Origin of the sequence: Chromobacterium indicum (genome assembly GCF_039708975.1) — a bacterium.
Classification (GTDB): Bacteria; Pseudomonadota; Gammaproteobacteria; order Burkholderiales; family Chromobacteriaceae; genus Chromobacterium; species Chromobacterium piscinae.
Genome location: NZ_JAYFSJ010000002.1, coordinates 286,426 through 309,539, shown reverse-complemented (window position 1 = coordinate 309,539; position 23,114 = coordinate 286,426). Strand labels below are relative to the sequence as shown.

Here is a 23,114-nt window from a genome sequence, read left to right as displayed (position 1 = left end):
GATTGTGCTTATAAGGTTGACTATTTTTCAAGGGCTCTGCCGGTTCGCCGGCTTGAGCTACCCCGCTTGTTGCACCGTGGACAGTACGCCTGCCACGGTGTTTTTTTGTCCATCGGCCGGAGTCAGTCGCCGATATCGTTGGGATTGACGCGCGGCGCGTCCTCTTCGCCCATGCCCAGCTTGCCGCGGACGCAGGTGATGTAGCGGTTGACGTCGGGGCCGCCGCCGTAGCGCTGGGCATGCCAGATCATCTCGCCCAGGCATTCCATGATCTCGTGCTGGGCGCGGTGCTCGTCGCCGTGGCGCAGCGCCAGCTGCGCGTAAAGCGCGCGGATGCCGAAGGGCTGGTCGATGGAGCGCTGCTCGGCGATGGCCACATGCAGGCCCAGGTGCAGGAAGGGGTTGGTCTCGCCCATGTCCGGGGTCCACTCCTGCTCCATGAACGCCTCCGGGTTTTCCAGGATGGGATGATACTCAGGGTGGTCTATAAGAATGGAGAGGACGATCTGTTCCAGGTCGGACAAGGTCTCGCCGGATTTGGATTTGTGCCAGGTGTCGAAGAAGAAGCGGCGGGCATCCTGGCGGCTGGGGCTGAACAACATCGATAAAGACCTCGGGCGATTGCTGGCGGGGCTCGGCGCGGGCGCGCCGCTTGAACGCAACAGGGTATCTGGGTCGCAGGCGGCTGCCATTCCGGGCTGCGGCATTATACGGGAGGGAGCTAGCCATGACCACGCTCTACGATTTTAGCGCGAAGCGGACCGACGGCGCCGAACAGGCGCTCTCGGCCTACGAGGGCAGGGTGGCGCTGCTGGTGAACACCGCCAGCGAATGCGGCTATACCCGGCAGTACGCCGGCCTGCAGGAGCTGCAGGACTATTTCGCCGGGCAGGATTTCGTCGTGCTCGGGTTTCCCTGCAACCAATTCGGCGGGCAGGAGCCGGGCGGCGAAGATGAGATCGTCGCCTTTTGCCAGGGCCGTTTCGGCGTGACCTTTCCCTTGTTCGCCAAGCTGCAGGTGAACGGCGACGGCGCGCATCCGTTGTGGCGCTGGCTGACCCAGGCCGATTCCGAGCGTCCGCATCCCATCAAGTGGAATTTCACCAAGTTTCTGGTCGACGGCCGGGGGAGGGTGGTGAAGCGCTACGAGCCCGCGGTGGAGCCGCACGAACTGGTCGACGACGTCAAGGCGCTGTTGGCGAGGTGAAAAGCGAACGGCCCGCGCAGGCGGGCCGTGGAGGGAGCCGTGAATGGCTTATTTGCGGCGGAAGACCAGATCCCAAACGCCGTGGCCAAGCTTGATGCCGCGGGCTTCGAACTTGGTCAGCGGGCGGTAGTCCGGGCGCGGCGCGTAGCCGTCGGCGGTATTCTCCAGATCGGCGTTGCCGCTGAGCACTTCCAGAATCTGGATCGCGTAGTCTTCCCAGTCGGTGGCGGCGTGGAAATAGCCGCCCGGCTTCAGTTTTTTGGCCAGCTTGGCCACCAGCGGCGCCTGGATCAGGCGGCGCTTGTTGTGGCGTTTCTTGTGCCACGGGTCCGGGAAGAAAATGTGCACGCCGTCCAGGCTGCCGTCGGCCAGCATGTTGTCCAGCACTTCCACCGCATCGTGGCGCATCAGCCGCAGATTGCTCAGTTCCTTCTCGGCGATCAGCTTGCACAGATTGCCGACGCCGGGGCCGTGCACTTCGATGCCGAGGTAATCATTGCCCGGATTGGCGGCGGCGATCTCGGCGGTGGCGCCGCCCATGCCGAAGCCGATTTCCAGGATCTTGGGCGCGGCGCGGCCGAAAGCCTGTTCCAGGTCTATCGTTTCCGGACGGTACTCTATGCCCCACTTGGGCATGCCTTCATCCATCGCCCGCTGCTGGCCTGCGGACAGATGGCCCTGGCGCAGCACAAAGCTGCGGATCGCGCGTTTGAAAGCCGGATTTTCCATTTTGCTGGCCTGCTGAAAACTCAAAAAAACCGCGATGTTACCGAATCTCGGCGTAGCTTGCGAGTATTGCCGACCGCCGCGGCTCGTCCCGCCGCAGCGCGTCCAGATAATCGAGCACGCTGGGCCAGCGCAGACGGACGGCCAGTTCGCGTCGTATCCGGCCGTTGTCCAGGCGGCGCGATTCGGCCAGGAACGACCATTGCTGGGGCGTAACCCGCGCTTTCACTTCCTCGCGGGGAAGCTGCGGCGGCAGCGGGAGACCCAACGTCTCGCCCAGGCGCCGATACCACATGCCAACCGGCAGCGGCTGGTCGTCGCAGGCGTTGTAGACGCGGATGCCGCTTTTGCGGCGCAGGGCCGCCGCGCACAGCAGGGCCAGATCGTCGGCGTGGATATGGTTGCTCCAGCTGTCTTCGGCGTCGATGATCAGGGGCGCGCCGGTGGCGAAGCGCGACAGCGGCAGCCGCTCGTCGGCGTAGATGCCGGGCGCGCGCAGGATGGTCAGCGCGCAGCCGCGGTTGATGGCGAAGCGGCGCAGCTGGCGTTCGGCGTCGGCGCGGCGCAGCGCGCGCTCGTTGCGCGGACGCGTCGCGGAGGTTTCGTCGAGCGCGCCGCCGCCAGCATCGCCATACACGCCGCTTGTGCTGATGTAGATCAATTGCTGTGGTATGCTGTTCGCTTTTGCCAGCGCGTACAACAACTTGCGCATTCTCGAGTCTGTCCGGCCATGGGCAGGCGGCGGCGCGGTCAGCAGCGCGGCGTCGGCCAGCCCGGCGAGGCGCGCCAGGCTGGGGGCATGGTCCAGATCGCCTATCAGCGGCAAGGCGCCCAGCGCGCGCCAGCGGGCGGCGGCCTCTTCTGTGCGACACAGGGTCAATATCCGCCAACTCCGGCGAAGCTGCGGCAGGGCGCGCCGGGCGACATCGCCGGCGCCGATGACAAGTAAAGTACGCATGGTGTGCATTTTAGCCAGAATTCGGGATTGAGAAACGATTATGACTTGCCAGGTGAAAGTGCTCCCCAGCGGGCATGCATTCAGTGTTGAAGCGCACGAAACCATTCTTGAAGCCGCGCTGCGCCAGGGCGTGGGCCTGCCCTACGGCTGCCGCGACGGCGCTTGCGGCGCCTGCAAGGGCAAGGTGCTGGAGGGCGAGGTGAGCCAGGACGGCTTCCAGGAAAAGGCGTTGTCCGCCGCCGAGCGCGCGCAGGGCATGGCGCTGTTCTGCTGTGCGAAGCCGCAAGGCGACATCAGCATCGAGGCGCGCGAAGTGACCGGCATCGGCGACATCCAGATCAAGACGCTGCCGTGCCGGGTCGAAACGATAGAAAAGATCCACGACGTGGCGGTGCTGAAGCTGAAGCTCCCGGTGTCCGAGCGTTTGCAGTTCTGCGCCGGCCAGTATATCGACATCCTGATGAAGGACGGCAAAAAGCGCAGCTTCTCGATCGCCAATGCGCCGCACGACGATTCCTTCCTGGAACTGCACATCCGCCATCAGCCGGGCGGCTCGTTCTCCGAGTACGTGTTCCATCAGATGAAGGAGCGCGAGATCATGCGCTTCAAGGGCCCGATGGGTTCCTTCTTCCTGCGCGAGGAGTCGGACAAGCCCATCGTGCTGATCGCCAGCGGCACTGGTTTCGCGCCGGTCAAGGGCATCATCGAGCATGCGATCCATCATGGCATCACCCGGCCGATGAAGTTTTACTGGGGCGCCCGCACCAAGGCCGACCTGTACATGGCGGAGCTGGCCGAAGGCTGGGCCGCCGCGCATCCGCACATCAGCTATGTCCCGGTGCTGTCCGAGGCGTTGCCGGAAGACAATTGGACCGGCCGTGCCGGATTCGTGCACCAGGCGGTGCTGGAAGACTTCGCTGATCTGTCGGGTTACCAGGTTTACGCCTGCGGCGCGCCGGTGATGGTGGAGGCGGCCCACGGCACCTTCACCCGCGAGCGCGGCCTGCCGGACGATGAGTTCTTCTCCGACGCCTTCTTCCTGGCCAAGGATATGGGCGGCGGCAAATAAGTAGCACAAACCTTTGATCTGTATATAAAAAGCCCTCGGCTCGCGCCGGGGGCTTTTTATTTGTCCTGCATCAAATCGCCGGGATGGCCGGTTTGACCTGGGTCAATTCCATGGTTTGTCGAGTGGTTATTATGTCGCTGGCAAGTCAATTGAAACCGCATGCCGGTAGGAGGGAACCATGGAGTTGCTGACCCTATTGTTGGCCGACGATGTCGGTCGTTTGAGCCTGTTGACTATCGTGGTCGCCACCGTGGTGGCTTTCGGGGCTTTGTGGGTGATTTTCCGGAACATGAACAAGCCGGGCAAGTAAGGATTACCCCTGTCGTTTTCAGTATTTCCTCTTGATGTGTGTGTTGGCGGATACGGTGGTGGGCCGTATCCGTTTTTTTTGCCCGCCGCGTCGCGAATTTGTTCTGTATCAGACTATTTCTGTTTCGGGCTTTTCGCCCGGCATTCCCTTTCTATGCTTAAGAGTCGCTGGCGCAAGACTGCAAAGGACCTGAGCCAAGGCGCGCTTGCGCTGACGGCCCGTTGCCAGATTGCCGCTGTCTACCGGTAGAGACGTTGAGCAGGCGCTGAGCGCGCATTTCCGCCGTTCCGGATTCAGCTGCTCATGACGCCTTAATGCAAGCCTTGGTCGCATTCCCCGGAAGTCGCAGGATTGATGGCTGGGCCTGCTTGATGCAAATCAACCTAACAACCGACACCTCTGGAAAGCCTTGTTTTTTGGGGTATACCATAATTTCAGATGATAAGAATTTAATAATGTAATGCTCGGTTTACATACCAGATCGGAGAACGAAAATGTCCACTGAAACTGCAACCCAAGCCGGCTTGGCCGAGGGCGCGTCGCCCAGGCTGAAGCTGGGCGCGCTGACGGCGCTGGTCGTCGGCTCCATGATAGGCGGCGGCATCTTTTCCTTGCCGCAGAACATGGCGGCTGGAGCCGGCGCCGGTGCCATCCTGATCGGCTGGGCCATCACCTTTGTCGGCATGCTGGCGCTGGCCTTCGTGTTCCAGATGCTCGCCTCGCGCAAGCCGGAAGTGTCCGGCGGCGTGTATGGCTACGCCAAGGCCGGCTTCGGCGACTACATGGGCTTCAACTCGGCCTGGGGTTACTGGATTTCGGCCTGGATCGGCAACGTCTCCTACTTTGTGGTGATGTTCTCGGCGCTGGGCTTCTGGGTGCCGGCCTTCGGCGACGGCAATACGCCCATCGCCATCGCTTGCGCGTCTGTGGTGCTGTGGGGCCTGCACTTCCTGGTGCTGCGCGGCGTGCACGGCGCGGCCTTCATCAATACCGTCACCACCATCGCCAAGCTGGTGCCGCTGGCCCTGTTCATTCTATTGATCGTGTTCGCCTTCAAGGTCGATACCTTCAACCTGGACTTCTGGGGCAGCGCCAAGCTCGGCTCCATCGTCGACCAGGTGAAGAGCACCATGCTGGTGACGGTGTGGGTGTTCATCGGCATCGAGGGCGCGTCGATGTTCTCCGGCCGTGCCGAGAGCATGAAGGATGTGGGCAAGGCCACCGTGATCGGCTTCTTGCTGACCATCGCGCTCTTGGTCGCCGTATCGGTGCTGTCGCTGGGCGTGATGACCCAGGCTGAACTGGCCGCGCTGAAGAACCCGTCCACCGCCTACGTGTTGCAGAAAGCCTTCGGCACCTTCGGCGCCAACCTGATGAACGCGGGCCTGGTGATCTCCGTCGGCGGCGCGCTGCTGGCCTGGACCTTGCTGGCCGCCGAAGCGCCTTACCTCGCCGGCAAGGACGGCGTGATGCCCAAGGTGTTCGGCACCGTCAACGGCAACGACACCCCGGCCGCCTCGCTGTGGCTGACCAACGGCCTGATCCAGTTGTTCCTGCTGATCACGCTGAAGAGCTCGGCCGGCTACCTGGCGCTGCTGTCGCTGGCCACCTCGATGATTCTGATTCCCTACCTGCTGTGCGCCGGCTACTCCTTGCTGGTGGCCAAGCGCGGCGAGGGCTACGCCCAGGGCGAAAGCACAGCCAAGGAATTTTGGACCGCCGCGCTGGCCACACTGTATGGCGCCTGGCTGATCTACGCCGCCGGTCCCAAGTATCTGTTCCTGTCCATGGTGCTGTACGCGCCGGGCCTGCTGTTCTACCTGTGGGCCAAGAAGGAGCAAGGCCGCAAGCCGTTCAACCTGATCGAAGCCGTGCTGGCCGCCATCGTGGTGGTGATGGCCCTGATCGCGGTCTACATGCTGGCGACCGGCCAGATCGGCCTGTAAGCGAAAGATTTTGAAACCAGTGGGGGCGGATGCCCGCCCCCGAAGTCAGACAAGACTCAAGGAGTAGCGTTATGACCAAGTTTGGTGTTCATTCTGAATGCGGCAAGTTGCGCACCGTGATGGTGTGCCGTCCCGGCCTCGCCCACAAGCGCCTGACCCCCGACAATTGCCATGACCTGCTGTTCGACGACGTGATCTGGGTGGAGCGCGCGCAGAAGGACCATGCCTACATGGTCGAGCAGATGCGCGCCCGCGGCATCGAAGTGATCGAGGTGCATGATGCGCTGGCCAAGGTGCTGGACGACAAGGCCGCCCGCAACTGGATCCTGGACCGCAAGGTCAAGGCCGACAACGTGGGCATCGGCATGCTGTCCGACCTGCGCAGCTGGTTGAACGAAATGCCGTCGTCGCAGCTGGCCGATCATCTGGTGGGCGGCATCGCCAAGTTCGAGCTGCCGTTCGACCCGAAAGGCCTGTTCGGCGGCTACCTGGACCGTTCCGACTTCGTGCTGCCCCCGGTGCCGAACAGCCTGTTCCAGCGCGACCCGTCTTGCTGGATCTATGAAGGCGTGACGCTGAACCCGATGTACTGGCCGGCCCGCCGCCAGGAAACGCTGATCCTGCAATCGATCTACCAGTTCCACCCGTACTTCGCCGGCAAGGTCAACATCTGGTGGGGCGGCTGCGACACCGATCACGGCCCGGCCACGCTGGAAGGCGGCGATGTGATGCCCATCGGCAACGGCGTGGTGCTGATCGGCATGGGCGAGCGCACCAGCCCGCAGGCGGTGGTGCAGGTGGCCAAGCGCGTGCTGCACCGCGAGGGCGGCGCCCGCCGTGTGATCGCCTGCCAGATGCCGAAATCGCGCGCGGCGATGCACCTGGACACCGTGTTCAGCTTCCTCGACATCGACCTGCTGTCGGTATTCCCGGACGTGGTGGATGAAATCACTTGCACCAGCATGTACGCCGGCGACCGCGAAGGCGAGGTCGTCTTCGAACGCCACGAGGGCGTGAAGCTGGTGGACGTGGTGCGCGAGGCGCTGAACCTGAAGGAAATCCGCGTGATCCAGACCGGCGGCGACGCTTACCAGCGCGAACGCGAGCAATGGGACGACGGCAACAATGTGGTGGCGCTGGACCGCCGCGTGGTGGTGGCCTACGACCGCAACACCTACACCAACCGTCTGATGCGCGAGCATGGCGTGGAAGTGATCGAGATCCCGGCTTCCGAACTGGGCCGCGGCCGCGGCGGCGGCCACTGCATGACCTGCCCGATCATCCGCGACGAAGTGAAGGTGTAAGGCTGTTTGACCCGGCCGGCGCGTCCGGCCGGGGGCTGAAAATACTCATCTAGTTTGTTTGCAAAAAGACAGGTTGACCGCTGCCTCCACGGGGACGGCGGCCCGCTTGCCCAGACTCTAATCAGGAGCAACATCATGGCTTTCAATCTGCGCAACCGTAACTTCCTCCGCATGCTGGACTTCACCCCGCGCGAAATCCGCTACATGCTCGACCTGGCCCGCGACCTGAAGCGCGCCAAGTACTCCGGCACCGAACAGCAACACCTGAAGGGCAAGAACATCGCCCTGATCTTTGAAAAGACTTCCACCCGCACCCGCTGCGCCTTCGAAGTGGCCTGCTACGACCAAGGCGCCAACGTCACCTACCTCGGGCCGTCCGGTTCGCAAATCGGCATCAAGGAATCGATGAAGGACACCGCCCGCGTGCTGGGCCGCATGTACGACGCCATCGAATACCGCGGCTTCGACCAGCACATGGTGGAAACCGAGCTGGCCAAGTTCGCCGGCGTGCCGGTGTACAACGGCCTGACCGACGAATGGCACCCGACCCAGATGCTGGCCGACGTGCTGACCATGTGGGAAAACAGCGACAAGCCGATCTCGCAGATCAGCTACACCTACCTGGGCGACGCCCGCAACAATATGGGCAACTCGCTGCTGGTGATCGGCGCCAAGCTGGGCATGGACGTGCGCATCGGCGCGCCCAAGCACCTGTGGCCGACCGACGAGCTGGTGGCCGAGTGCCGCGAGATCGCCGCCAAGACCGGCGCGCGCATCACGCTGACCGAAGACGCCAAAGCCGCGGTCAAGGGCACCGACTTCATCCACACCGACGTCTGGGTGTCGATGGGCGAGCCGGCCGAAGTATGGGCCGAACGCATCAAGCTGCTGAAGCCGTTCCAGGTCAACAGCGCGCTGATGGCCGCCGCGGAAAACCCGCAGGTGAAGTTCATGCACTGCCTGCCGGCCTACCACAACAGCGAAACCAAGGTGGGCAAGGAAATCGCCGCGCAGTATCCGGAACTGGCCAACGGCATCGAAGTGACCGAGGACGTGTTCGAGTCTGAAGCCTGCATCGCCTTCGAGCAGGCTGAGAACCGCATGCACACCATCAAGGCCATCCTGGTGGCTACGCTGGGCGATTAAGCCTGGGCTTGGGCCGGCGAAGTCCGGCCCGATCACACATCAACCGGCCAAGGCCTCCTGACCGGGAGCCTTGGCCGGCGTCGTTGAAAGAATGAGGAAGGAAGAATTATGCGAGTCGTCGTAGCTTTGGGCGGCAATGCCCTGCAGCGTCGTGGCGAGGCCATGACCGCCGACAACCAGCGCGCCAACGTCAAGGTGGCCGCCGAGCAACTGGCCGCCGTGACCCGACTGGGCCACAACCTGGTGATGTGCCACGGCAATGGCCCGCAAGTGGGCCTCTTGGGTCTGCAGAACGATGCCTACGCCCGCCACGTGGACGAAAAAGTCACGCCGTATCCGCTGGACGTGCTGGGCGCGCAGACCGAGGGCATGATCGGCTACATGGTGGAGCAGGAGCTGGGCAATGTGCTGCCGTTCGAGGTGCCGATCGCCACCATCCTGACCCAGACCGAAGTGGACGCCAACGATCCGGCCTTCCAGAACCCGACCAAATTCGTCGGTCCGGTTTATTCCAAGGAAGAGGCCGAGAAGCTGGCCGCCGACAAGGGCTGGGCGGTGAAGGCCGACGGCCAGTACTACCGCCGGGTGGTGCCGAGCCCGAAACCGAAGCGCATTTTCGAGATGCGGCCGATCAAGTGGCTGATCGAAAAGGGCGCGGTGGTGATCGCGGCCGGCGGTGGCGGCATTCCCACCATGTATCAGGGTGACAAGCTGGTGGGCGTGGAGGCGGTGATAGACAAGGATCTGGCGTCCGCGCTGCTGGCGCGCGAGATCGACGCCGATTACTTCGTGATCGCCACCGACGTGAAGAGCGTGTTCGTCGGCTGGGGCACCCCGGAAGCCAAGGCCATCCGCCAGGCGCACCCGGACGAGATGGACAAGCTGGGCTTCGCCGCCGGCTCCATGGGGCCGAAAGTGGAGGCCGCTTGCGAGTTCGCCCGCCTGACTGGCAAGAAAGCGGTGATCGGCGCGCTGGAAGACATCGAGAAGATCGTCAAGGGAGAGGCCGGCACCGTGATCTCCACCGGCAAGCCTGGCATCGAGTGGTACTGAGCGGATAGAGATTCCGCGCCAAGCGAAAGGGCTGCCGACGGCAGCCCTTTTTCATGCCGGCGGCAGGCCGGCTTATTCCGACTTCAACTGGCGGATCAGATCCTCCAGCTCGGCCGGGTCGGGCGGCAGGCCGTCGCGGTCCGGCGCGGGATCGGCGGCCGGCGCTTTGACATTGCCCTGCGCGACGGCGTCGGTGATCTGGTCGTTCACTGCTGTGGGAAGCGCCATGGCCGGTCTCCTTGGTTCAAGTGGTGGGCGGAAGTCCAGATTAGCCGTCTGTCCGGCGAACTGGAATCGTTGCAACTACGCAGTCATTTGCAAGGCCTCCGTCAGGCCCAGTTCGAGCGCGTGGCGCCGCGCCAGGTCCTGGCCGGCGTGATAGCCGGCATCGTACAGCCGCGACAGGTTGGAGTAAGACCAGTCCAGCTCTTCGCTGAATCCTTCCCGGCGGATGTGGGCGTCGAAATTGATCTTCAGCACCTCGGTGCGCGGGTGGCCTTGTTCGTCGCGGTTGTGCAGCGCCTCGAACAGGCGCAGGTCGTCGCGGGCGATTTCCGTTAGCGGCGCGATGATGGACTGCACCCAGGCGTCGTACAGATTGCGCGGCGGATGCAGCAGCTTGCTGCTGCCCAGCACGTCGAACACGATGGTGTAGTCGATATGGGGGTGCAGCTCGAATAGCCGCTTGAAGTTCAGCGTGTCTATCGCCGCGCCCTCGATGTAATAGTCGTCTCCCAGCTTGTACGGCGGGTAGATGAAGGGAAAGGACAGCGCCGCGAGGAAATGCTCGTGGGTGACTTCGCTCTTGCCCCAGCAGCGCATTTCCCCCCGGCTGACGTTGTAGGCGTTCAGGTAGAACTCGCCCGGCAGCGACTGCAGCTTGGAGAAATCCACCACCTGATCGATGAAGGGCACGTGCGCGCACAGGCCCTGGCTGTCGGAGGTGAGGCCGCTGGGGCACAGCGCGGCTAGCGCGAGCGAGGTCCAGTCGGCGAACAGGCGATGGGCCGGGCTGCTGTCGGCCTGCTGCTGTATCGCCTGCAGAAAGGGGTTGCTCGACAGCAGCGAGCGCCAGGTGTCGGCCAGCGGGCCGGGCTTGTTGAATACCTTGTAGTTGACCGGGAACAGGTTGTAGATCCGGTCGGACACGCCCATGTCGGCCAGCCGAGACAGCGCCGTGATGGCGTCGCCCTGGCGCGGGGCAGCGTACAGCAGGCCGACGATGGCGCCGGCGCCGGAGGCGGAAATGATGTCGAACTTGACGCCGGCTTCGGTCAGAGCGACCAGGGCGCCGGCCATCAGCGTGGCGTTGGGCGCGCCGCCGCCCAGCACCAGCGCGATCGAGGGACGTTTGAATTGTGCCATCGCATGCTTCTCCATCGTGGATTGCCATAGGGAAATGCCGCTGGAAAATACAAATGCATGGCTGAAGTATGGCCGGAAAACCGCTTTTTGCAACGCAACATGCAGATGCGCCGCTGTGGCGGAAAAGACGCATCCCTGATGTCATGACGCAGAACAATGAAAGATACCTTGCGATGCAAGGTATCTTGTCATACAGTTCACTCAGACATCCGGGTGCAGCAGTTTACCGATGTTCCTTGTAATGCAAGGTATCGTGTATTGCCAGTCGGTGAGGAAGGCAACAATGAAGACGCAATTGAAAAAAGGCACGCTGGACATGTGCGTGCTGGCGGCGCTGTCCCAGGCCGACAGCTATGCCTACGAGCTGGTCAGCAAGCTGTCGCAGGGCATGGACATCAGCGAAGGCACCATTTACCCCTTGATGCGCAGGCTGCAGAACGAATCGTGGGTAAGCACCTATCTGGTGGAGTCGTCGTCGGGCCCATCGCGCAAGTACTACAAGCTGACCGAGGCGGGCAGGCGCGAGCTGGAGACGATGCGGCGGGAATGGCAGGAGTTTGTGGCCGAAGTGGAAAACGTGCTGCGGGGCGGCCCGGCGGCAGCGACAGAGGGAGCGCAACAATGACACGCAAGGAATTCCTGAGGCAGCTGGAGCAAGCGCTGTCCGGCCTGAAACCGGAGGCGGTGCGCGAGATCCTCGCCGATTACGACGAGTATTTCAGCGACGCGCAGGCCGATGGCCGCGACGAGGCCGAGGTGGTGGAGGCGCTGGGCAGCCCGCAGAAGCTGGCGCGGGAGCTGAAGGCGCAAACCCATTACCGGCAATGGCAGGAGCATCGCTCTTTCGCCAACCTGACGCGGGTGGTGGCGTCGATCGCGGGGCTGGGCGTGCTGAATTTCATCCTGGCCATCCCCTTGCTGGTCTATCTGCTGTTTCTGACAGTGGGCTACATCGCGTCGGTCGGCTTCCTGCTGTCGGGGCTGGCGGTGGTGCTGGCCTGGGGCAGCCACAGCCTGTTCGGCTGGCCGCAGTTCACCAGCGACGGCTCCGGCTGGTATATCGGCCGCTATGGCGACAGCGGCGCCGAAATGGCTTGGCGCAGCGAGAGGGACGACCACTCCGGGCAGGTCTGGATCGACAAGGGCTTGCTGATGCTGGAGCCGGACGATGGCGACCGCTTCGAACTCAAGACCAGCCAGGGCGCGCTGCTGCTGGTGTCCAAGTCTGGCGGCAAGCTGGCGGTCGACGCCAGCCAGCCGGCGGTGCGCGAGCTGGCCCGGATCGATGACGGCCAGGTCAGCATCGACGGCGGCGCGATCCGCGAATTGAAGCTGCGCGAAGACAGCGGGGACGTATTCACCGCCCGGGTCGACGACGGCAAGCGCCTGGAGACGCTGGATGTGTCCGCCGGAGGGACCGTGCTGAAACTGGTGGCCAGCGGGCCGAACGGCAGTATCTCGCTGAAGGATGGCGACAGCACGCTGGAGATTTCCGAGCGCAGCATCGAATTGAAGGACGGCATGGACCACATCCAGATCGATGCGCTGCCGGGCCTGTCGGTGGGCATGAGCGCGCTGGTGGTGGGGCTGATGCTGCTGCTGGGCGGCTCGCTGGGACTGGTGTTCTGCGTGTGGCTGACCCGGCTGACCTGGCGCGCGCTGGTGGCTTACGTGAAGTATCAGATTGAACTGGTGTCCGGCAAGGGCGGCGAAAACGCCGCGGCCTGAACCTTAAACTTGCGATGGGAGTATGGATCATGAAGAACGATGCCTGCCTGCAACAGTTGCAACTGACACTGGTCGAATTGCCGGAAGCCGAATTGCGCAAGATTCTCCGCGATTATCGCGGCTACATCCGCGGCGCGGTGGCCGACCGCGCCAGCGAAAGCCGCTTGCTGGCCGTGCTGGCCGATACCCGCCAGCTGGCCGCCGGGCTTTCCCGCCGATCCGGCCGGGAGAGGCTGGCCATCCATGGCCTGGCGCTGGCCGCCGCGCTGGCTGCCACGCTGGCCGGTTACTGGCTGTTCCTGAATTGAAACGCTTGCTGAGGAAAACCGAGATGAACATCGTCAAGATTGGCTGCGGGCTGCTGCTGCTGGGCAGCGCGGCCGCGCGGGCGGAGGACGCCGCCGGCATCGACAGGCTGAATTTCAACGGTGACGCGCTGAAGCTGGAGCTGAGCGCCGACGCCGCCAGGCCCTACAAGCTGGATGTGGAGAAGCGCAATTGGTCGGACGCCGACTGCAAGGTGACGGTGACCCGGATGGGGGGAGACCTGACCTTCCAGGTCAAGCTGAACAAGCCGGTTGGCGACCGCTGCAAACTGACGGTCCGCGGCAACGTCAAACCCGGCAAGCAGGTGGGCGTGGATATGCGCGCGTTCGACGGCGACCTGAACGGGCGATTCTCCTCGGTGCAGATGCGCGGACAGGCGTTGAAAGTCGATCTGAAAGGCGCTTACGGCGCGGTGGCGCTGAGTGGCGACGCGGTCAAGGCCGAGGTGGACGCCAGCGTCGATGATCTGAAGGCCAAGGGCCAGGCTGTGAATCTGGAATTCGACGGCGCGACCCGCGGCGTGGCGCTGGAAGGGCAGGCGGTGAAGGCCGACCTCAAGCTGCGCGGCGCGCAGCCGGCGGCCAGCGTCGACGTCAAAGGCCAGATGGTGAATCTGGATTTCCATGCCGACCGTCAGGCCAAGCTGGATTACCAGGTCAGCGGACAGGCCAGCAAGGTCAGCGGCGACTGGGCCAGCACGCCCGGCGCGCCGCTGAAACTGAGGGTGGGCGGTTCGGCGGTGAAGGTGTCGCTGGAGCGCAATTGATTACGGTATGACTCCGTGTCCCTTTGCCCGGCAAGCCCGCCGGGCTTTTTTCGTTGCGCCATGAAAAACGGAGCCATCGGCTCCGTTTTCAACATGCGCAGGCGCGAGTCGCGGTCAATGGCCTTCGTAGCTGCAGACGGTGAACAGGTCCAGGCCGCCGTCGCGCACCAGCTGGCCGCCGCCCAGTTCCGGCAGTTCGATGATGGCCGCGGCTTCCAGCACGTCGGCGCCCATGCGCTTGAGCAGCTTGTAGCCAGCCATCATGGTGCCGCCGGTGGCGACCAGATCGTCGATCAGGATCACGCGGTCGCCCGGCTTGCAGGCGTCGGTGTGCATTTCCACCGCGGCGTTGCCGTATTCCAGCTCGTATTCTTCTTCCACCGTGGTGAAAGGCAGCTTGCCCTTCTTGCGGATCGGCACGAAGCCGACGTTCAGCTCATAGGCCAGCACCGAGCCGATGATGAAGCCGCGCGCGTCCAGGCCCGCCACCAGATCCACCTTTTCCATCATGTAGCGATGGACATAGATGTCGATCAGCATGCGGAAGGTTTTCGGATTCTGCAGCAGCGGGGTGATGTCGCGGAACATCACGCCCTGTTGCGGCCAGTTGGGCACGGTGCGGATCCAGCCCTTCAGGTAGCTGGAGTAGTCGAGGTTGCTGAGGTTTTCCATGGGCCTATTGTACTTCGAAATCAAGAGACTGTGCCGACTGGCGTCGTTCAGAAAAAACGGCCCGCCGCGAGCGGCAGGCCGTCGGATGAGCCGATTATTGTGCGTTCAGTGGAAGAAAGCCAGCTTGAAGATCCACAGCGCGGCGATGATCACCACCGCCGGGCGCAGGTCGGAGAAGCGGCCGGCCAGGATCTTGATCACCGCGTAGCTGATGAAGCCGAAAGCGATGCCGTCGGCGATCGAGAAGGTGAACGGCATCGCCAGCGCGGTCATCACCGCCGGGGCGGATTCGGTCAGGTCGTTCCATTCGATTTCGGCCAGGCCACGGGCCATCAGCACGGCGACGTAGCACAGCGCCGGCGCGGTGGCGTAGGCCGGCACGGTGGCGGCCAGCGGCGACAGCCACAGCGCGGCCAGGAACAGCAGCGCCACCACTACGGCGGTCAGGCCGGTGCGGCCGCCGACGGCGGTGCCCGCGGCGGATTCGATGTAGGCGGTGGTGGACGAGGTGCCCATCGCGGCGCCGGCGGTGATGGCGATGGAGTCGGCCATCAGCGCGCGCTTCAGGCGCGGCAGCTTGCCGTCCTTGTCCAAAAGGCCAGCGCGGTGCGACACGCCGACCAGGGTGCCGGTGGTGTCGAACAGGTCGACGAAGAAGAACACGAAGATCACGCCGATCAGGCCGGCGTGCAGCGCGCCCTGGATGTCCATCGCCATGAAGGTGGGCGCCATGCTCGGCACCGGGGCGACGATGCCCTTGAACGGCGACAGGCCGAGCGCGATCGACAGCACGGTCACCACCAGGATGCCGATGATGATGGAGCCAGGCACCTTGCGGTATTCCAGCGCCACGATCAGGAAGAAGCCGAAGATGGCCAGCAGCGCGGTGGGCTTGTGGATGTCGCCCAGCGTCAGATAGGTTTCCGGGTGCGGCGCGATCACGCCGGCGTTCTTCAGCGCGATGATGGCGAGGAACATGCCGACGCCGGCGGAGATGGCGAACTTCAGCGACTGCGGAATCGCGTTGACGATGGCCTCCCGCACCTTGAACAGGCTGACCGCCAGGAACACGATGCCGGAAATGAACACCGCGCCCAGCGCGGTTTCCCACGACAGGCCCATGCCCTTGACCACGCTGAAGGTGAAGTAGGCGTTCAGGCCCATGCCGGGCGCCAGCGCGATCGGGTAGTTGGCCACCAGGCCCATGATGGCGGTGCCCAGCGCGGCTGCCAGACAGGTGGCGACGAACACCGCGTTCAGGTCCATGCCGGTGGACGACAGGATCAGCGGGTTGACCAGGATGATGTAGGCCATGGTCAGGAAGGTGGTGAAGCCGGCTATCACCTCGGTTTTGACCGTGGTGCCGTGCTCCTTGAGCTTGAAAAAGCTTTCCAGCAGTTGCATGAAGAATGACTCCGGGCGGATCGCGCGAGTTCGGAAAACGCGGCATTATCGGCCTCCAGGCGCTCAAACACCTAAATCTTGACGTGAAAATATGTCATTGCTTAACAATGGCAGCCCCGCTGTGATATCCTGAAAAATTACTCTTCGGCAAACGTTTGTATTTATGAGCCAGCTTATCGGGAACATTTACATCGTGGTCGCGCCGTCCGGCGCCGGCAAGACTTCGCTGGTGGCGGCCTTGCTGCAGGCGGAGCCCAGCGTCGAGCTGTCGGTGTCCTACAGCACCCGAGCGGCGCGCAAGGGCGAGGTCGACGGCAAGCACTATCACTTCGTCGACCGCTCGGTGTTCGACGCCATGGTGGAGCGCGGCGACTTCCTCGAGCACGCCGAGGTGTATGGCAACTGCTACGGCACCAGCGCGCCATGGATACGCAGCCGTCTGGAAGCCGGCCAGGACATCCTGCTGGAAATCGACTGGCAGGGCGCCGAACAAGTGCGCGCAGTGTTTCCCGACGCCATCGGCATCTTCATCGCTCCGCCGTCCATCGAAGAGCTGGAGCGCCGCCTGCGCGGCCGCGACACCGATACCGAAGAGGTGATTCTGCGCCGGCTGGCCTCGGCCCGCGCCGAGATCGACAAGATCGACGAATACGACTACATCGTGGTCAACGACGATTTCGAGCGCGCCAAGCTGGACCTGATCAGCATCGTCCGCGCGCAGCGCCTGAAGAGCGGCCCGCAGCGCCGCCGCCTGGCCGACATGTTCCGCCGCATGGGCACCGCCGGCGCGAAATGAAAATAGTTCCGTCCCGCTGTGCCGGACGGGACGAAAATCGATATAGTGAACCCTGTAACCGTCATTTAGCTGAGAGAGATCATGGCCCGTATTACCGTTGACGACTGCCTGGACCGCATCCAGAACCGTTTTGACCTGACCCTGGCCGCCGCCTACCGCGCCCGCCAAGTGGCCTCCGGCGCCAGCTCCTTCGTGGAGCCGGGCCGCCACAAGCCGACCGTGATCGCCCTGCGTGAAATCGCCGCCGGCCACGTCGGCAAAGAACTCCTGAACCGCGGCAAGGCCTGATTGACGCAGCGCGGAGCGTGAAGATGGGCACCGGCATTGAGACAGGCATCGACTACAACGCCCTGATCGACTCCGAAGCGGCGGCGTTCCTGGAGAGCGCCGCTCGCTATCTCAAGCCGGAAGACGTCGAGATGCTCAGGCTGGCCTTCCAGGTCAGCCGCGAAGCGCACGAGGGACAGACCCGCAAGAGCGGCGAGCCCTACATCACCCATCCGCTGGCGGTGGCGACCATGCTCACCGACTGGCGGCTGGACGTGCAGGGCCTGGCTGCCGCGCTGCTGCACGACGTGCTGGAAGACACCGGCGTCACCAAGCCGACGCTGATCGAGAAGTTCGGCAAGATCGTCGCCGATCTGGTGGACGGCCTGTCCAAATTGGAAAGGCTGGAATACCAGACCAAGGAAGACGCCCAGGCCGAAAGCTTCCGCAAAATGGTGCTGGCGATGGCGCGCGACATCCGCGTCATCATCGTCAAGCTCGCCGACCGGCTGCACAATATGCGCACGCTGGATTCGATGCGCGAGGACAAGCGCCGCCGCATCGCGCTGGAAACCCTGGAAATCTACGCGCCGATCGCGAACCGCATCGGCCTGAACAAGGTCTACCGCGAGCTGCAGGACCTGGCGTTCAAGCATCTGCACCCGCACCGCTACAGCGTATTGTCCAAGGCGGTGCGCGCCGCGCGCGGCAACCGCCGCGAAGTGGTCAACAAGATTCTGCTGGCCGTCAGCCAGCGGCTGGTGCAGAGCAATATCGAGGCCACCATCAAGGGCCGCGAGAAGAACCTCTACAGCATCTACAAGAAGATGCAGGAGAAGCACCTGTCCTTCTCCGAGGTGCTGGACATTTACGGCTTCCGCGTCGTCGTCAACGACATCCCGGCCTGCTATCTGGCGCTGGGCGCGCTGCACAGCCTGTACAAACCGATTCCCGGCAAATTCAAGGATTACATCGCCATTCCCAAGGGCAATGGCTACCAGAGCCTGCACACCACGCTGTTCGGCCCTTACGGCACGCCGGTGGAGATGCAGATCCGCACCCGCGAGATGCATAACGTGGCCGAGGCCGGCGTGGCTTCGCACTGGATGTACAAGAGCGGCGAGGGCGTCAACACCGCGCAGCAGCGCACCCACCAGTGGCTGCAGAAGCTCTTGGACATGCAGGAGGAGAGCGACGACGCCGTCGAGTTCCTCGAGCACATCAAGATCGACCTGTTCCCGGACGAAGTCTACGTGTTCACGCCCAAGGGCAAGATCATGGTGCTGCCGCAGGGCTCCACCCCGGTGGACTTCGCCTACGCGGTGCACACCGACGTCGGCCACCGCTGCATCGCCGCGCGCGTCAACCACGCGCTGGTGCCGCTGCGCTCCGCCTTGCGCAACGGCGACACCGTCGAGATCATCACTTCCACCCAGGCCAAGCCCAATCCGTCGTGGCTGGCCTTCGTGCAGAGCGGCCGCGCCCGCTCCGGCATCCGCAACTATCTGAAGAGCCTGCAGCGCGAGGAGGCGGTGGCGCTGGGCGAGAAGCTGCTCAGGCAGGCGGTGGGCGCGCTGGCGTCGACGCCGCTGGCGGTCAGCGACGAGCTGCGCGCCGAGTATCTCGCCGCCTACGGCGAAAAGATGCACGGTTTCGACGACGCGCTGGCCGAGATCGGCGCCGGCAAGCTGCTGCCCATCGTGGTGGCGCGCCGGATGCTGGAGTTGGCCGGCGAGCGGCTGGGCGAGGGCGTGCGCGTCGGTCCGATCACCATTCGCGGCAACGAAGCCGGCATGGTGCAGCTGTCCAGCTGCTGCAATCCGCTGCCCGGCGACGACATTCTGGGGGTGATCACCAAGGGCCAGGGCCTGGTGATACACCGGGTCAGCTGTCCGAACGCGCGCCGCGCCGATCCGGACAAGCTGCTGGAGGTCAACTGGGAGGCGCAGCGCGACCGGATGTTCGGCGTCACCGTCGGCGTGTTGTCGCGCAACGAGCGCGGCGCGCTGGCCGACATCGCAACCGCGATCTCGCAGGCCTCGGCCAATATCGAAAGCGCCGACACCCAGGACAGCAGCCGCGACGGCGACAGCCTGTTCAATATCCACTTCCGCCTGCAGGTGGAGGGGGTGGAGCACCTGGAGCGCGTGCTCGCGGCCGTCCGCCAGTTGGCGGTGGTGCAGCGCGTGGAGAGAAAGTGAGCCAAATGAATCTACGCATCAACGGCGAAGACAGAAGCTTCGCCGGCATCGCCACGTTCGCCGAGCTGGTCGCCGCGCTGGATCTGGCCGGCAAGCGCATCGCGATCGAGCGCAACGGCGAGATCGTGCCCCGCGGCAGCTTCGCCGAGGCGAGGCTGGCCGACGGCGACGAACTGGAAATCGTGGTAGCGGTCGGCGGCGGCTGAGTCCGCTCTCCTGCCGTTCTGACGTCAATGTAAGAAAAGGGAATGCAGGTGGACGATAAACTGGTGATAGCCGGCCGAGAGTACGGTTCTCGCTTGCTGGTGGGGACCGGCAAATACAAGGATTTCGAGCAGACCGCGGCGGCGCTGGACGCCTCCGGCACCGAAATCGTCACCGCGGCGATACGGCGCGTGAATCTGGGCCAGAACGCTAACGAGCCGAATTTGCTGGACTTTTTGCCGCAAAACCGGTATAAACTCCTGCCCAATACGGCGGGATGCTATTCCGCCGAAGACGCCGTGCGCACCTTGCGGCTGGCGCGGGAGCTTCTCGACGACCATCGTTTCGTGAAGCTGGAAGTGCTGGGGGACCCAAACAATCTGTACCCCAATGTGAAGGAAACCCTCAAGGCCGCCGAGGTGCTGGTGGCGGAGGGATTCGATGTCTTGGTTTATACCTCGGACGACCCCATCGTCGCGCGCGAGCTGGAGCAGATCGGCTGCTGCGCGATCATGCCGCTGGCCAGCCTGATCGGCTCGGGCATGGGGATCCTGAATCCGTGGAACCTGCAATTGATCATCGAGCAGTCCAATGTCCCCGTGATCGTGGATGCCGGCGTCGGCACCGCGTCAGACGCGGCGATAGCGATGGAGTTGGGCTGCGACGGCGTGCTGATGAATACCGCGATTGCCGCTGCGCGCAATCCGGTTCAAATGGCGCACGCCATGAAATTGGCCGTGGAAGCTGGCCGAGCCGCCTATCTGGCCGGCCGGATGCCGAAACGTTTTTATAGTGCAGTGCCAAGTTCTCCTAGTGAGGGGGTGATTTCTTCCGTCAAGTCGTGATGTTCATGGCCCAGGCTGGCCGCGCCGAACCGCGCAAAACACCACAAGATGACCTGACGTTGTCGTTTCAGACTTTTACAAATGCAGTAACATTGCTAAAATGCTGTTTTTACAGGCGGCGGCTTTAGCCACGCCCTAAAGAAATCTAAGGACCCTTAAGTAAATGCCGACTATTCGCGTTAAAGAGAACGAACCGTTTGAAGTTGCCCTGCGTCGCTTCAAGCGCTCCGTGGAAAAAACTGGCCTGCTGACCGAACTGCGCGCTCGCGAGTTCTACGAGAAGCCGACCACCGAGCGCAAGCGCAAGCACGCTGCCGCGGTTAAGCGCCACTACAAGCGCATCCGCAGCCAAATGCTGCCGCCGAAACTCTACTAAGAGTTTTCCGGCATCAAGCAGGACCGCAGGCCATGCCTGCGGTTTTGCCATTTGTACTCCCGAATTTCCCCCGCTGCCCGCGCAGCGCCTGATTTCCAAGTGAGCACGACATGAGCCTCAGAGTTCGCATCACCGACGACATGAAGTCCGCCATGAAAGCCAAGGAAGCCGACAAGCTGGGCGCGATCCGCCTGCTGTTGGCTGCCGTCAAGCAGAAAGAGGTGGACGAGCGCATCGAACTGGACGACGCCGGCGTCATCGCCGTCGTCGACAAGATGATCAAGCAGCGTCGTGACTCCATCTCCCAGTATCAGGCCGCCCAGCGCCAGGATCTGGTCGACAAGGAACAGGCCGAGATGGACGTGCTGATGGGCTATATGCCGCAGCAGCTGTCCCAGGCCGAGATCGAGGCGCTGATCGCCAAGGCGGTGGCTGATACCGGCGCCGCCGGCATGCAGGACATGGGCAAGGTGATGGGCGCGCTGCGTCCGCAATTGGCCGGCCGCGCCGACATGGCGCAGGTGTCCGCGCTGATCAAAGCCAAGCTGAGCGCCTGAGGCCTGGGTAGCAGGATTTGATTCCGCAGGATTTCATCGACCAGCTGCTGTCCCGCGTCGACATCGTCGACGTGGTGGACCGCTACGTTCCGCTGAAGCGGGGCGGGCAGAACTATATGGCCTGCTGCCCCTTTCACAAGGAAAAGTCGCCCTCATTTACGGTGAGTCCCAGCAAGCAGTTCTATCACTGCTTCGGCTGCGGCGCGCACGGTTCGGCCATCGGCTTCGTGATGGAGTACCAGGGCATCGGCTTCATCGACGCGGTCAAGATGCTGGCCGAGGGCATCGGCATGCAGGTGCCGAACGAGCGCAACGTCAATCCGGAGGCCAGCCGCAAGGCGCGCGAGAAGCAGGTGTCGCTGGAGCAGCTGATGCAGCAGGCCAGCGATTTCTACCGCCGCGAGCTGAAGGGCGCGGCCAACGCCGTCGCCTACTGCAAGGGGCGGGGGCTGTCAGGCGAAGTCGCTGCCCGCTTCGGCCTGGGCTACTCGCCGGATGGCTGGCAGAACCTGGAAGCCGCGGTCGACAACTACCAGGACGACAAGCTGGTGGAAGCCGGCCTGGTGATCGTGGCCGAGGACAGCGGGCGCCGCTACGACCGTTTCCGCGACCGGCTGATGTTTCCGATCCGCAACCAGCGCGGTGCCATCGTCGGTTTCGGCGGGCGGGTGCTGGGCAAGGGCGAGCCTAAGTACCTGAACTCGCCGGAAACGCCGCTGTTCGAAAAAGGCCGCGAGCTGTACGGCCTGTACGAGGGGCGCCAGGCGATACGGGATAAGAACCGGGTTCTGGTAGTCGAAGGCTATATGGACGTGGTCGCGCTGGCGCAGTACGGCGTCGGCTACGCGGTGGCCACCTTGGGCACCGCCACCACCGGCGAGCACGTGCGCAAGCTGCTCAAGCACGCCGAGCAGGTGTATTTCTGCTTCGACGGCGACGCCGCCGGGCAGAAAGCTGCCTGGCGCGCGCTGGAGAACAGCCTGCCGCAGCTGGTGGACGGCAAGGCGCTGAACTTCCTGTTCTTGCCGACCGAGCACGATCCGGACAGCTATGTGCGCGAATTCGGCGCTGATGCGTTTGAGCAGTTATTGGTTCAGGAAAGCCTGCCGCTGTCGGTGTATTTCACCCGCGAGCTTTGCCGCGGCGTCAATCTCGGCACGCCGGAAGGCAAGGCGGATCTGATCCGCCAGGCGTCGCCGCTGCTGGCCCAGATCGCCGCGCCGGCGCTGGGCTACATGATACGCAAGCGGCTGGCCGAAATGGCCGGCGTGGACGTCGACGAGCTGGACATGCTCACCGGCGGCGGCAAGCCGCAGCGGTCAGAGCGCGGCAGCCGCGGCGGCGGCAAGCGCGAGTACAGGCTGCCGGCGGAGTCGCAGCGGGTGGTCAACACCACCATGGTCAAGAAATTGATCAAGTGGCTGCTGATGAACCCGCAATGGGCGGGCGACGTCAAATTGCCGGACAGCCTGGCGCTGTCGGACGAGCTGGGTTGCTTCGCGATGCTGGCCGAGCGGGTGTTGGAGCACGGCGACGCGCCGAACACCGCGCAATTGATCGAAGGGCTGCGCGGCACGCCGTACGAGGGTTTGATCGACGGCGTGCTGCAGCAGGCGATGCAGGATCCGGACGAGTTCGCCGACCCCAGCGACGATGACCGGCAACTGTTCCAGGACGGCAATGCCAGGCTGCTCAAAATGCTGCATGCGGAACAACTGGAGCGGCTAAAACTGAAGGAACGGCACGAAGGACTGACTTCCGAAGAGACAGTCCTGGTGGGCCAGTTGTTGCGGGAAATGTTCTCGCCGCCGAACTAACGGGTTCGGCGGAAAAGTTCAAGTGGTTGTGTTATAATCAACTGTTTTTTTCGGCTTTTTTTTCAAGCAG

At 63.6% G+C, this 23,114-nt stretch carries 26 protein-coding genes; 19 read left to right on the top strand and 7 right to left on the bottom strand.

Features of this window, described 5'->3' with window-relative positions:
• Positions 1-122 precede the first annotated feature (122 nt).
• Positions 123-602: a DUF1841 family protein gene (locus tag VA599_RS04125; RefSeq protein ID WP_021478735.1), complete on the bottom strand. Its 480-nt coding sequence runs from the start codon at positions 600-602 to the stop codon at positions 123-125.
• 125 nt (positions 603-727) lie between these two features.
• On the opposite strand from VA599_RS04125, the gene VA599_RS04120 reads away from it, so the two are divergent.
• The gene (locus VA599_RS04120) at positions 728-1,207 is read left to right on the top strand and encodes a glutathione peroxidase (protein WP_046155556.1); all 480 of its coding nucleotides are present in this window, start codon (positions 728-730) and stop codon (positions 1,205-1,207) included.
• Between the two features lie 48 nt (positions 1,208-1,255).
• Here the strand turns inward: VA599_RS04120 and trmB are convergent, their stop codons facing one another.
• The gene (gene trmB / locus VA599_RS04115) at positions 1,256-1,936 is read right to left on the bottom strand and encodes a tRNA (guanosine(46)-N7)-methyltransferase TrmB (RefSeq protein ID WP_104945256.1); all 681 of its coding nucleotides are present in this window, start codon (positions 1,934-1,936) and stop codon (positions 1,256-1,258) included.
• Between the two features lie 37 nt (positions 1,937-1,973).
• Complete coding sequence (locus VA599_RS04110; RefSeq protein WP_104947964.1) at positions 1,974-2,891, bottom strand: NAD-dependent epimerase/dehydratase family protein; 918 nt, start codon at positions 2,889-2,891, stop codon at positions 1,974-1,976.
• A gap of 40 nt (positions 2,892-2,931) precedes the next feature.
• Between VA599_RS04110 and VA599_RS04105 the strand changes: the two genes are divergently transcribed.
• The 6 genes from VA599_RS04105 to arcC all read left to right on the top strand — a co-directional run bounded on the left by VA599_RS04105 (position 2,932) and on the right by arcC (position 9,719).
• The gene (locus tag VA599_RS04105; RefSeq protein ID WP_104945255.1) at positions 2,932-3,960 is read left to right on the top strand and encodes a CDP-6-deoxy-delta-3,4-glucoseen reductase; all 1,029 of its coding nucleotides are present in this window, start codon (positions 2,932-2,934) and stop codon (positions 3,958-3,960) included.
• A 178-nt stretch (positions 3,961-4,138) separates the two neighbouring features.
• Positions 4,139-4,270: a DUF3149 domain-containing protein gene (locus VA599_RS04100; RefSeq protein WP_021478740.1), complete on the top strand. Its 132-nt coding sequence runs from the start codon at positions 4,139-4,141 to the stop codon at positions 4,268-4,270.
• A 494-nt stretch (positions 4,271-4,764) separates the two neighbouring features.
• Positions 4,765-6,216: an arginine-ornithine antiporter gene (gene arcD, locus VA599_RS04095; RefSeq protein WP_021478741.1), complete on the top strand. Its 1,452-nt coding sequence runs from the start codon at positions 4,765-4,767 to the stop codon at positions 6,214-6,216.
• Positions 6,217-6,287: 71 nt separating this feature from the next.
• Positions 6,288-7,520 (top strand): arginine deiminase, encoded by a 1,233-nt coding sequence (locus VA599_RS04090; RefSeq protein ID WP_021478742.1) that lies wholly within the window; start codon positions 6,288-6,290, stop codon positions 7,518-7,520.
• A gap of 135 nt (positions 7,521-7,655) precedes the next feature.
• Positions 7,656-8,666, top strand: a complete 1,011-nt coding sequence (locus VA599_RS04085; RefSeq protein ID WP_021478743.1) for an ornithine carbamoyltransferase — start codon at positions 7,656-7,658, stop codon at positions 8,664-8,666.
• Between the two features lie 108 nt (positions 8,667-8,774).
• On the top strand, positions 8,775-9,719 hold the full coding sequence (gene arcC, locus VA599_RS04080) for a carbamate kinase (RefSeq protein WP_031296900.1): 945 nt from the start codon (positions 8,775-8,777) through the stop codon (positions 9,717-9,719).
• Between the two features lie 72 nt (positions 9,720-9,791).
• On the opposite strand, the gene VA599_RS04075 is transcribed toward arcC, so the two are convergent.
• Together VA599_RS04075 and VA599_RS04070 are read right to left on the bottom strand one after the other, a co-directional pair.
• A complete protein-coding gene (locus VA599_RS04075) occupies positions 9,792-9,947 on the bottom strand; it encodes a hypothetical protein (protein WP_166439724.1) in 156 nt (51 codons plus the stop codon).
• 75 nt (positions 9,948-10,022) lie between these two features.
• On the bottom strand, positions 10,023-11,084 hold the full coding sequence (locus VA599_RS04070; protein ID WP_346787731.1) for a patatin-like phospholipase family protein: 1,062 nt from the start codon (positions 11,082-11,084) through the stop codon (positions 10,023-10,025).
• Positions 11,085-11,367: 283 nt separating this feature from the next.
• On the opposite strand from VA599_RS04070, the gene VA599_RS04065 reads away from it, so the two are divergent.
• The 4 genes from VA599_RS04065 to VA599_RS04050 are packed head-to-tail and all read left to right on the top strand — an operon-like array spanning position 11,368 to position 13,905.
• A complete protein-coding gene (locus VA599_RS04065; RefSeq protein ID WP_021478747.1) occupies positions 11,368-11,709 on the top strand; it encodes a PadR family transcriptional regulator in 342 nt (113 codons plus the stop codon).
• Positions 11,706-12,812: a DUF1700 domain-containing protein gene (locus VA599_RS04060; RefSeq protein WP_158677382.1), complete on the top strand. Its 1,107-nt coding sequence runs from the start codon at positions 11,706-11,708 to the stop codon at positions 12,810-12,812. The genes VA599_RS04065 and VA599_RS04060 overlap by 4 nt, the downstream gene beginning before the upstream one ends.
• 29 nt (positions 12,813-12,841) lie before the next feature.
• Complete coding sequence (locus VA599_RS04055; protein ID WP_021478749.1) at positions 12,842-13,120, top strand: DUF1700 domain-containing protein; 279 nt, start codon at positions 12,842-12,844, stop codon at positions 13,118-13,120.
• 23 nt (positions 13,121-13,143) lie between these two features.
• Positions 13,144-13,905, top strand: a complete 762-nt coding sequence (locus VA599_RS04050; protein WP_021478750.1) for a hypothetical protein — start codon at positions 13,144-13,146, stop codon at positions 13,903-13,905.
• Between the two features lie 114 nt (positions 13,906-14,019).
• Here the strand turns inward: VA599_RS04050 and VA599_RS04045 are convergent, their stop codons facing one another.
• Together VA599_RS04045 and VA599_RS04040 are read right to left on the bottom strand one after the other, a co-directional pair.
• Positions 14,020-14,577, bottom strand: coding sequence for an adenine phosphoribosyltransferase (locus VA599_RS04045; protein WP_021478751.1), 558 nt, complete (start codon positions 14,575-14,577; stop codon positions 14,020-14,022).
• A gap of 105 nt (positions 14,578-14,682) precedes the next feature.
• Positions 14,683-15,981, bottom strand: coding sequence for an NCS2 family permease (locus VA599_RS04040; RefSeq protein WP_021478752.1), 1,299 nt, complete (start codon positions 15,979-15,981; stop codon positions 14,683-14,685).
• Positions 15,982-16,144: 163 nt separating this feature from the next.
• Between VA599_RS04040 and gmk the strand changes: the two genes are divergently transcribed.
• The 8 genes from gmk to dnaG all read left to right on the top strand — a co-directional run bounded on the left by gmk (position 16,145) and on the right by dnaG (position 23,044).
• Positions 16,145-16,777 (top strand): guanylate kinase, encoded by a 633-nt coding sequence (gene gmk, locus VA599_RS04035; protein ID WP_104945251.1) that lies wholly within the window; start codon positions 16,145-16,147, stop codon positions 16,775-16,777.
• An 81-nt stretch (positions 16,778-16,858) separates the two neighbouring features.
• Positions 16,859-17,065, top strand: coding sequence for a DNA-directed RNA polymerase subunit omega (gene rpoZ, locus VA599_RS04030; RefSeq protein ID WP_021478754.1), 207 nt, complete (start codon positions 16,859-16,861; stop codon positions 17,063-17,065).
• Between the two features lie 23 nt (positions 17,066-17,088).
• A complete protein-coding gene (locus VA599_RS04025; RefSeq protein ID WP_046155548.1) occupies positions 17,089-19,245 on the top strand; it encodes a RelA/SpoT family protein in 2,157 nt (718 codons plus the stop codon).
• A gap of 5 nt (positions 19,246-19,250) precedes the next feature.
• Positions 19,251-19,451, top strand: coding sequence for a sulfur carrier protein ThiS (gene thiS / locus VA599_RS04020; protein WP_021478756.1), 201 nt, complete (start codon positions 19,251-19,253; stop codon positions 19,449-19,451).
• Between the two features lie 42 nt (positions 19,452-19,493).
• The gene (locus VA599_RS04015; protein WP_021478757.1) at positions 19,494-20,294 is read left to right on the top strand and encodes a thiazole synthase; all 801 of its coding nucleotides are present in this window, start codon (positions 19,494-19,496) and stop codon (positions 20,292-20,294) included.
• 163 nt (positions 20,295-20,457) lie between these two features.
• On the top strand, positions 20,458-20,670 hold the full coding sequence (gene rpsU, locus VA599_RS04010) for a 30S ribosomal protein S21 (protein ID WP_021478758.1): 213 nt from the start codon (positions 20,458-20,460) through the stop codon (positions 20,668-20,670).
• A gap of 110 nt (positions 20,671-20,780) precedes the next feature.
• Positions 20,781-21,227 carry a GatB/YqeY domain-containing protein gene (locus VA599_RS04005; RefSeq protein WP_021478759.1) on the top strand — a complete coding sequence of 149 codons (447 nt, stop codon included), beginning with the start codon at positions 20,781-20,783 and terminating at the stop codon, positions 21,225-21,227.
• A 17-nt stretch (positions 21,228-21,244) separates the two neighbouring features.
• Positions 21,245-23,044: a DNA primase gene (gene dnaG / locus VA599_RS04000; RefSeq protein ID WP_021478760.1), complete on the top strand. Its 1,800-nt coding sequence runs from the start codon at positions 21,245-21,247 to the stop codon at positions 23,042-23,044.
• The last annotated feature ends 70 nt before the right edge of the window (positions 23,045-23,114 follow it).

Excerpts from the sequence above, each read along its gene's own strand:
- VA599_RS04070 (WP_346787731.1), bottom strand. The coding sequence starts at position 11,084 with ATGGCACAATTCAAACGTCCCTCGATCGCGCTGGTGCTGGGCGGCGGC.
- VA599_RS04015 (WP_021478757.1), top strand. The coding sequence starts at position 19,494 with ATGCAGGTGGACGATAAACTGGTGATAGCCGGCCGAGAGTACGGTTCT.
- VA599_RS04100 (WP_021478740.1), top strand. The coding sequence starts at position 4,139 with ATGGAGTTGCTGACCCTATTGTTGGCCGACGATGTCGGTCGTTTGAGC.
- VA599_RS04085 (WP_021478743.1), top strand. The coding sequence starts at position 7,656 with ATGGCTTTCAATCTGCGCAACCGTAACTTCCTCCGCATGCTGGACTTC.
- VA599_RS04065 (WP_021478747.1), top strand. The coding sequence starts at position 11,368 with ATGAAGACGCAATTGAAAAAAGGCACGCTGGACATGTGCGTGCTGGCG.
- rpoZ (WP_021478754.1), top strand. The coding sequence starts at position 16,859 with ATGGCCCGTATTACCGTTGACGACTGCCTGGACCGCATCCAGAACCGT.
- VA599_RS04105 (WP_104945255.1), top strand. The coding sequence starts at position 2,932 with ATGACTTGCCAGGTGAAAGTGCTCCCCAGCGGGCATGCATTCAGTGTT.
- trmB (WP_104945256.1), bottom strand. The coding sequence starts at position 1,936 with ATGGAAAATCCGGCTTTCAAACGCGCGATCCGCAGCTTTGTGCTGCGC.
- VA599_RS04005 (WP_021478759.1), top strand. The coding sequence starts at position 20,781 with ATGAGCCTCAGAGTTCGCATCACCGACGACATGAAGTCCGCCATGAAA.
- VA599_RS04055 (WP_021478749.1), top strand. The coding sequence starts at position 12,842 with ATGAAGAACGATGCCTGCCTGCAACAGTTGCAACTGACACTGGTCGAA.
- VA599_RS04090 (WP_021478742.1), top strand. The coding sequence starts at position 6,288 with ATGACCAAGTTTGGTGTTCATTCTGAATGCGGCAAGTTGCGCACCGTG.
- VA599_RS04120 (WP_046155556.1), top strand. The coding sequence starts at position 728 with ATGACCACGCTCTACGATTTTAGCGCGAAGCGGACCGACGGCGCCGAA.
- arcD (WP_021478741.1), top strand. The coding sequence starts at position 4,765 with ATGTCCACTGAAACTGCAACCCAAGCCGGCTTGGCCGAGGGCGCGTCG.
- VA599_RS04075 (WP_166439724.1), bottom strand. The coding sequence starts at position 9,947 with ATGGCGCTTCCCACAGCAGTGAACGACCAGATCACCGACGCCGTCGCG.
- VA599_RS04050 (WP_021478750.1), top strand. The coding sequence starts at position 13,144 with ATGAACATCGTCAAGATTGGCTGCGGGCTGCTGCTGCTGGGCAGCGCG.
- VA599_RS04060 (WP_158677382.1), top strand. The coding sequence starts at position 11,706 with ATGACACGCAAGGAATTCCTGAGGCAGCTGGAGCAAGCGCTGTCCGGC.
- thiS (WP_021478756.1), top strand. The coding sequence starts at position 19,251 with ATGAATCTACGCATCAACGGCGAAGACAGAAGCTTCGCCGGCATCGCC.
- gmk (WP_104945251.1), top strand. The coding sequence starts at position 16,145 with ATGAGCCAGCTTATCGGGAACATTTACATCGTGGTCGCGCCGTCCGGC.
- VA599_RS04025 (WP_046155548.1), top strand. The coding sequence starts at position 17,089 with ATGGGCACCGGCATTGAGACAGGCATCGACTACAACGCCCTGATCGAC.
- arcC (WP_031296900.1), top strand. The coding sequence starts at position 8,775 with ATGCGAGTCGTCGTAGCTTTGGGCGGCAATGCCCTGCAGCGTCGTGGC.
- VA599_RS04040 (WP_021478752.1), bottom strand. The coding sequence starts at position 15,981 with ATGCAACTGCTGGAAAGCTTTTTCAAGCTCAAGGAGCACGGCACCACG.
- rpsU (WP_021478758.1), top strand. The coding sequence starts at position 20,458 with ATGCCGACTATTCGCGTTAAAGAGAACGAACCGTTTGAAGTTGCCCTG.
- VA599_RS04045 (WP_021478751.1), bottom strand. The coding sequence starts at position 14,577 with ATGGAAAACCTCAGCAACCTCGACTACTCCAGCTACCTGAAGGGCTGG.
- VA599_RS04125 (WP_021478735.1), bottom strand. The coding sequence starts at position 602 with ATGTTGTTCAGCCCCAGCCGCCAGGATGCCCGCCGCTTCTTCTTCGAC.
- VA599_RS04110 (WP_104947964.1), bottom strand. The coding sequence starts at position 2,891 with ATGCGTACTTTACTTGTCATCGGCGCCGGCGATGTCGCCCGGCGCGCC.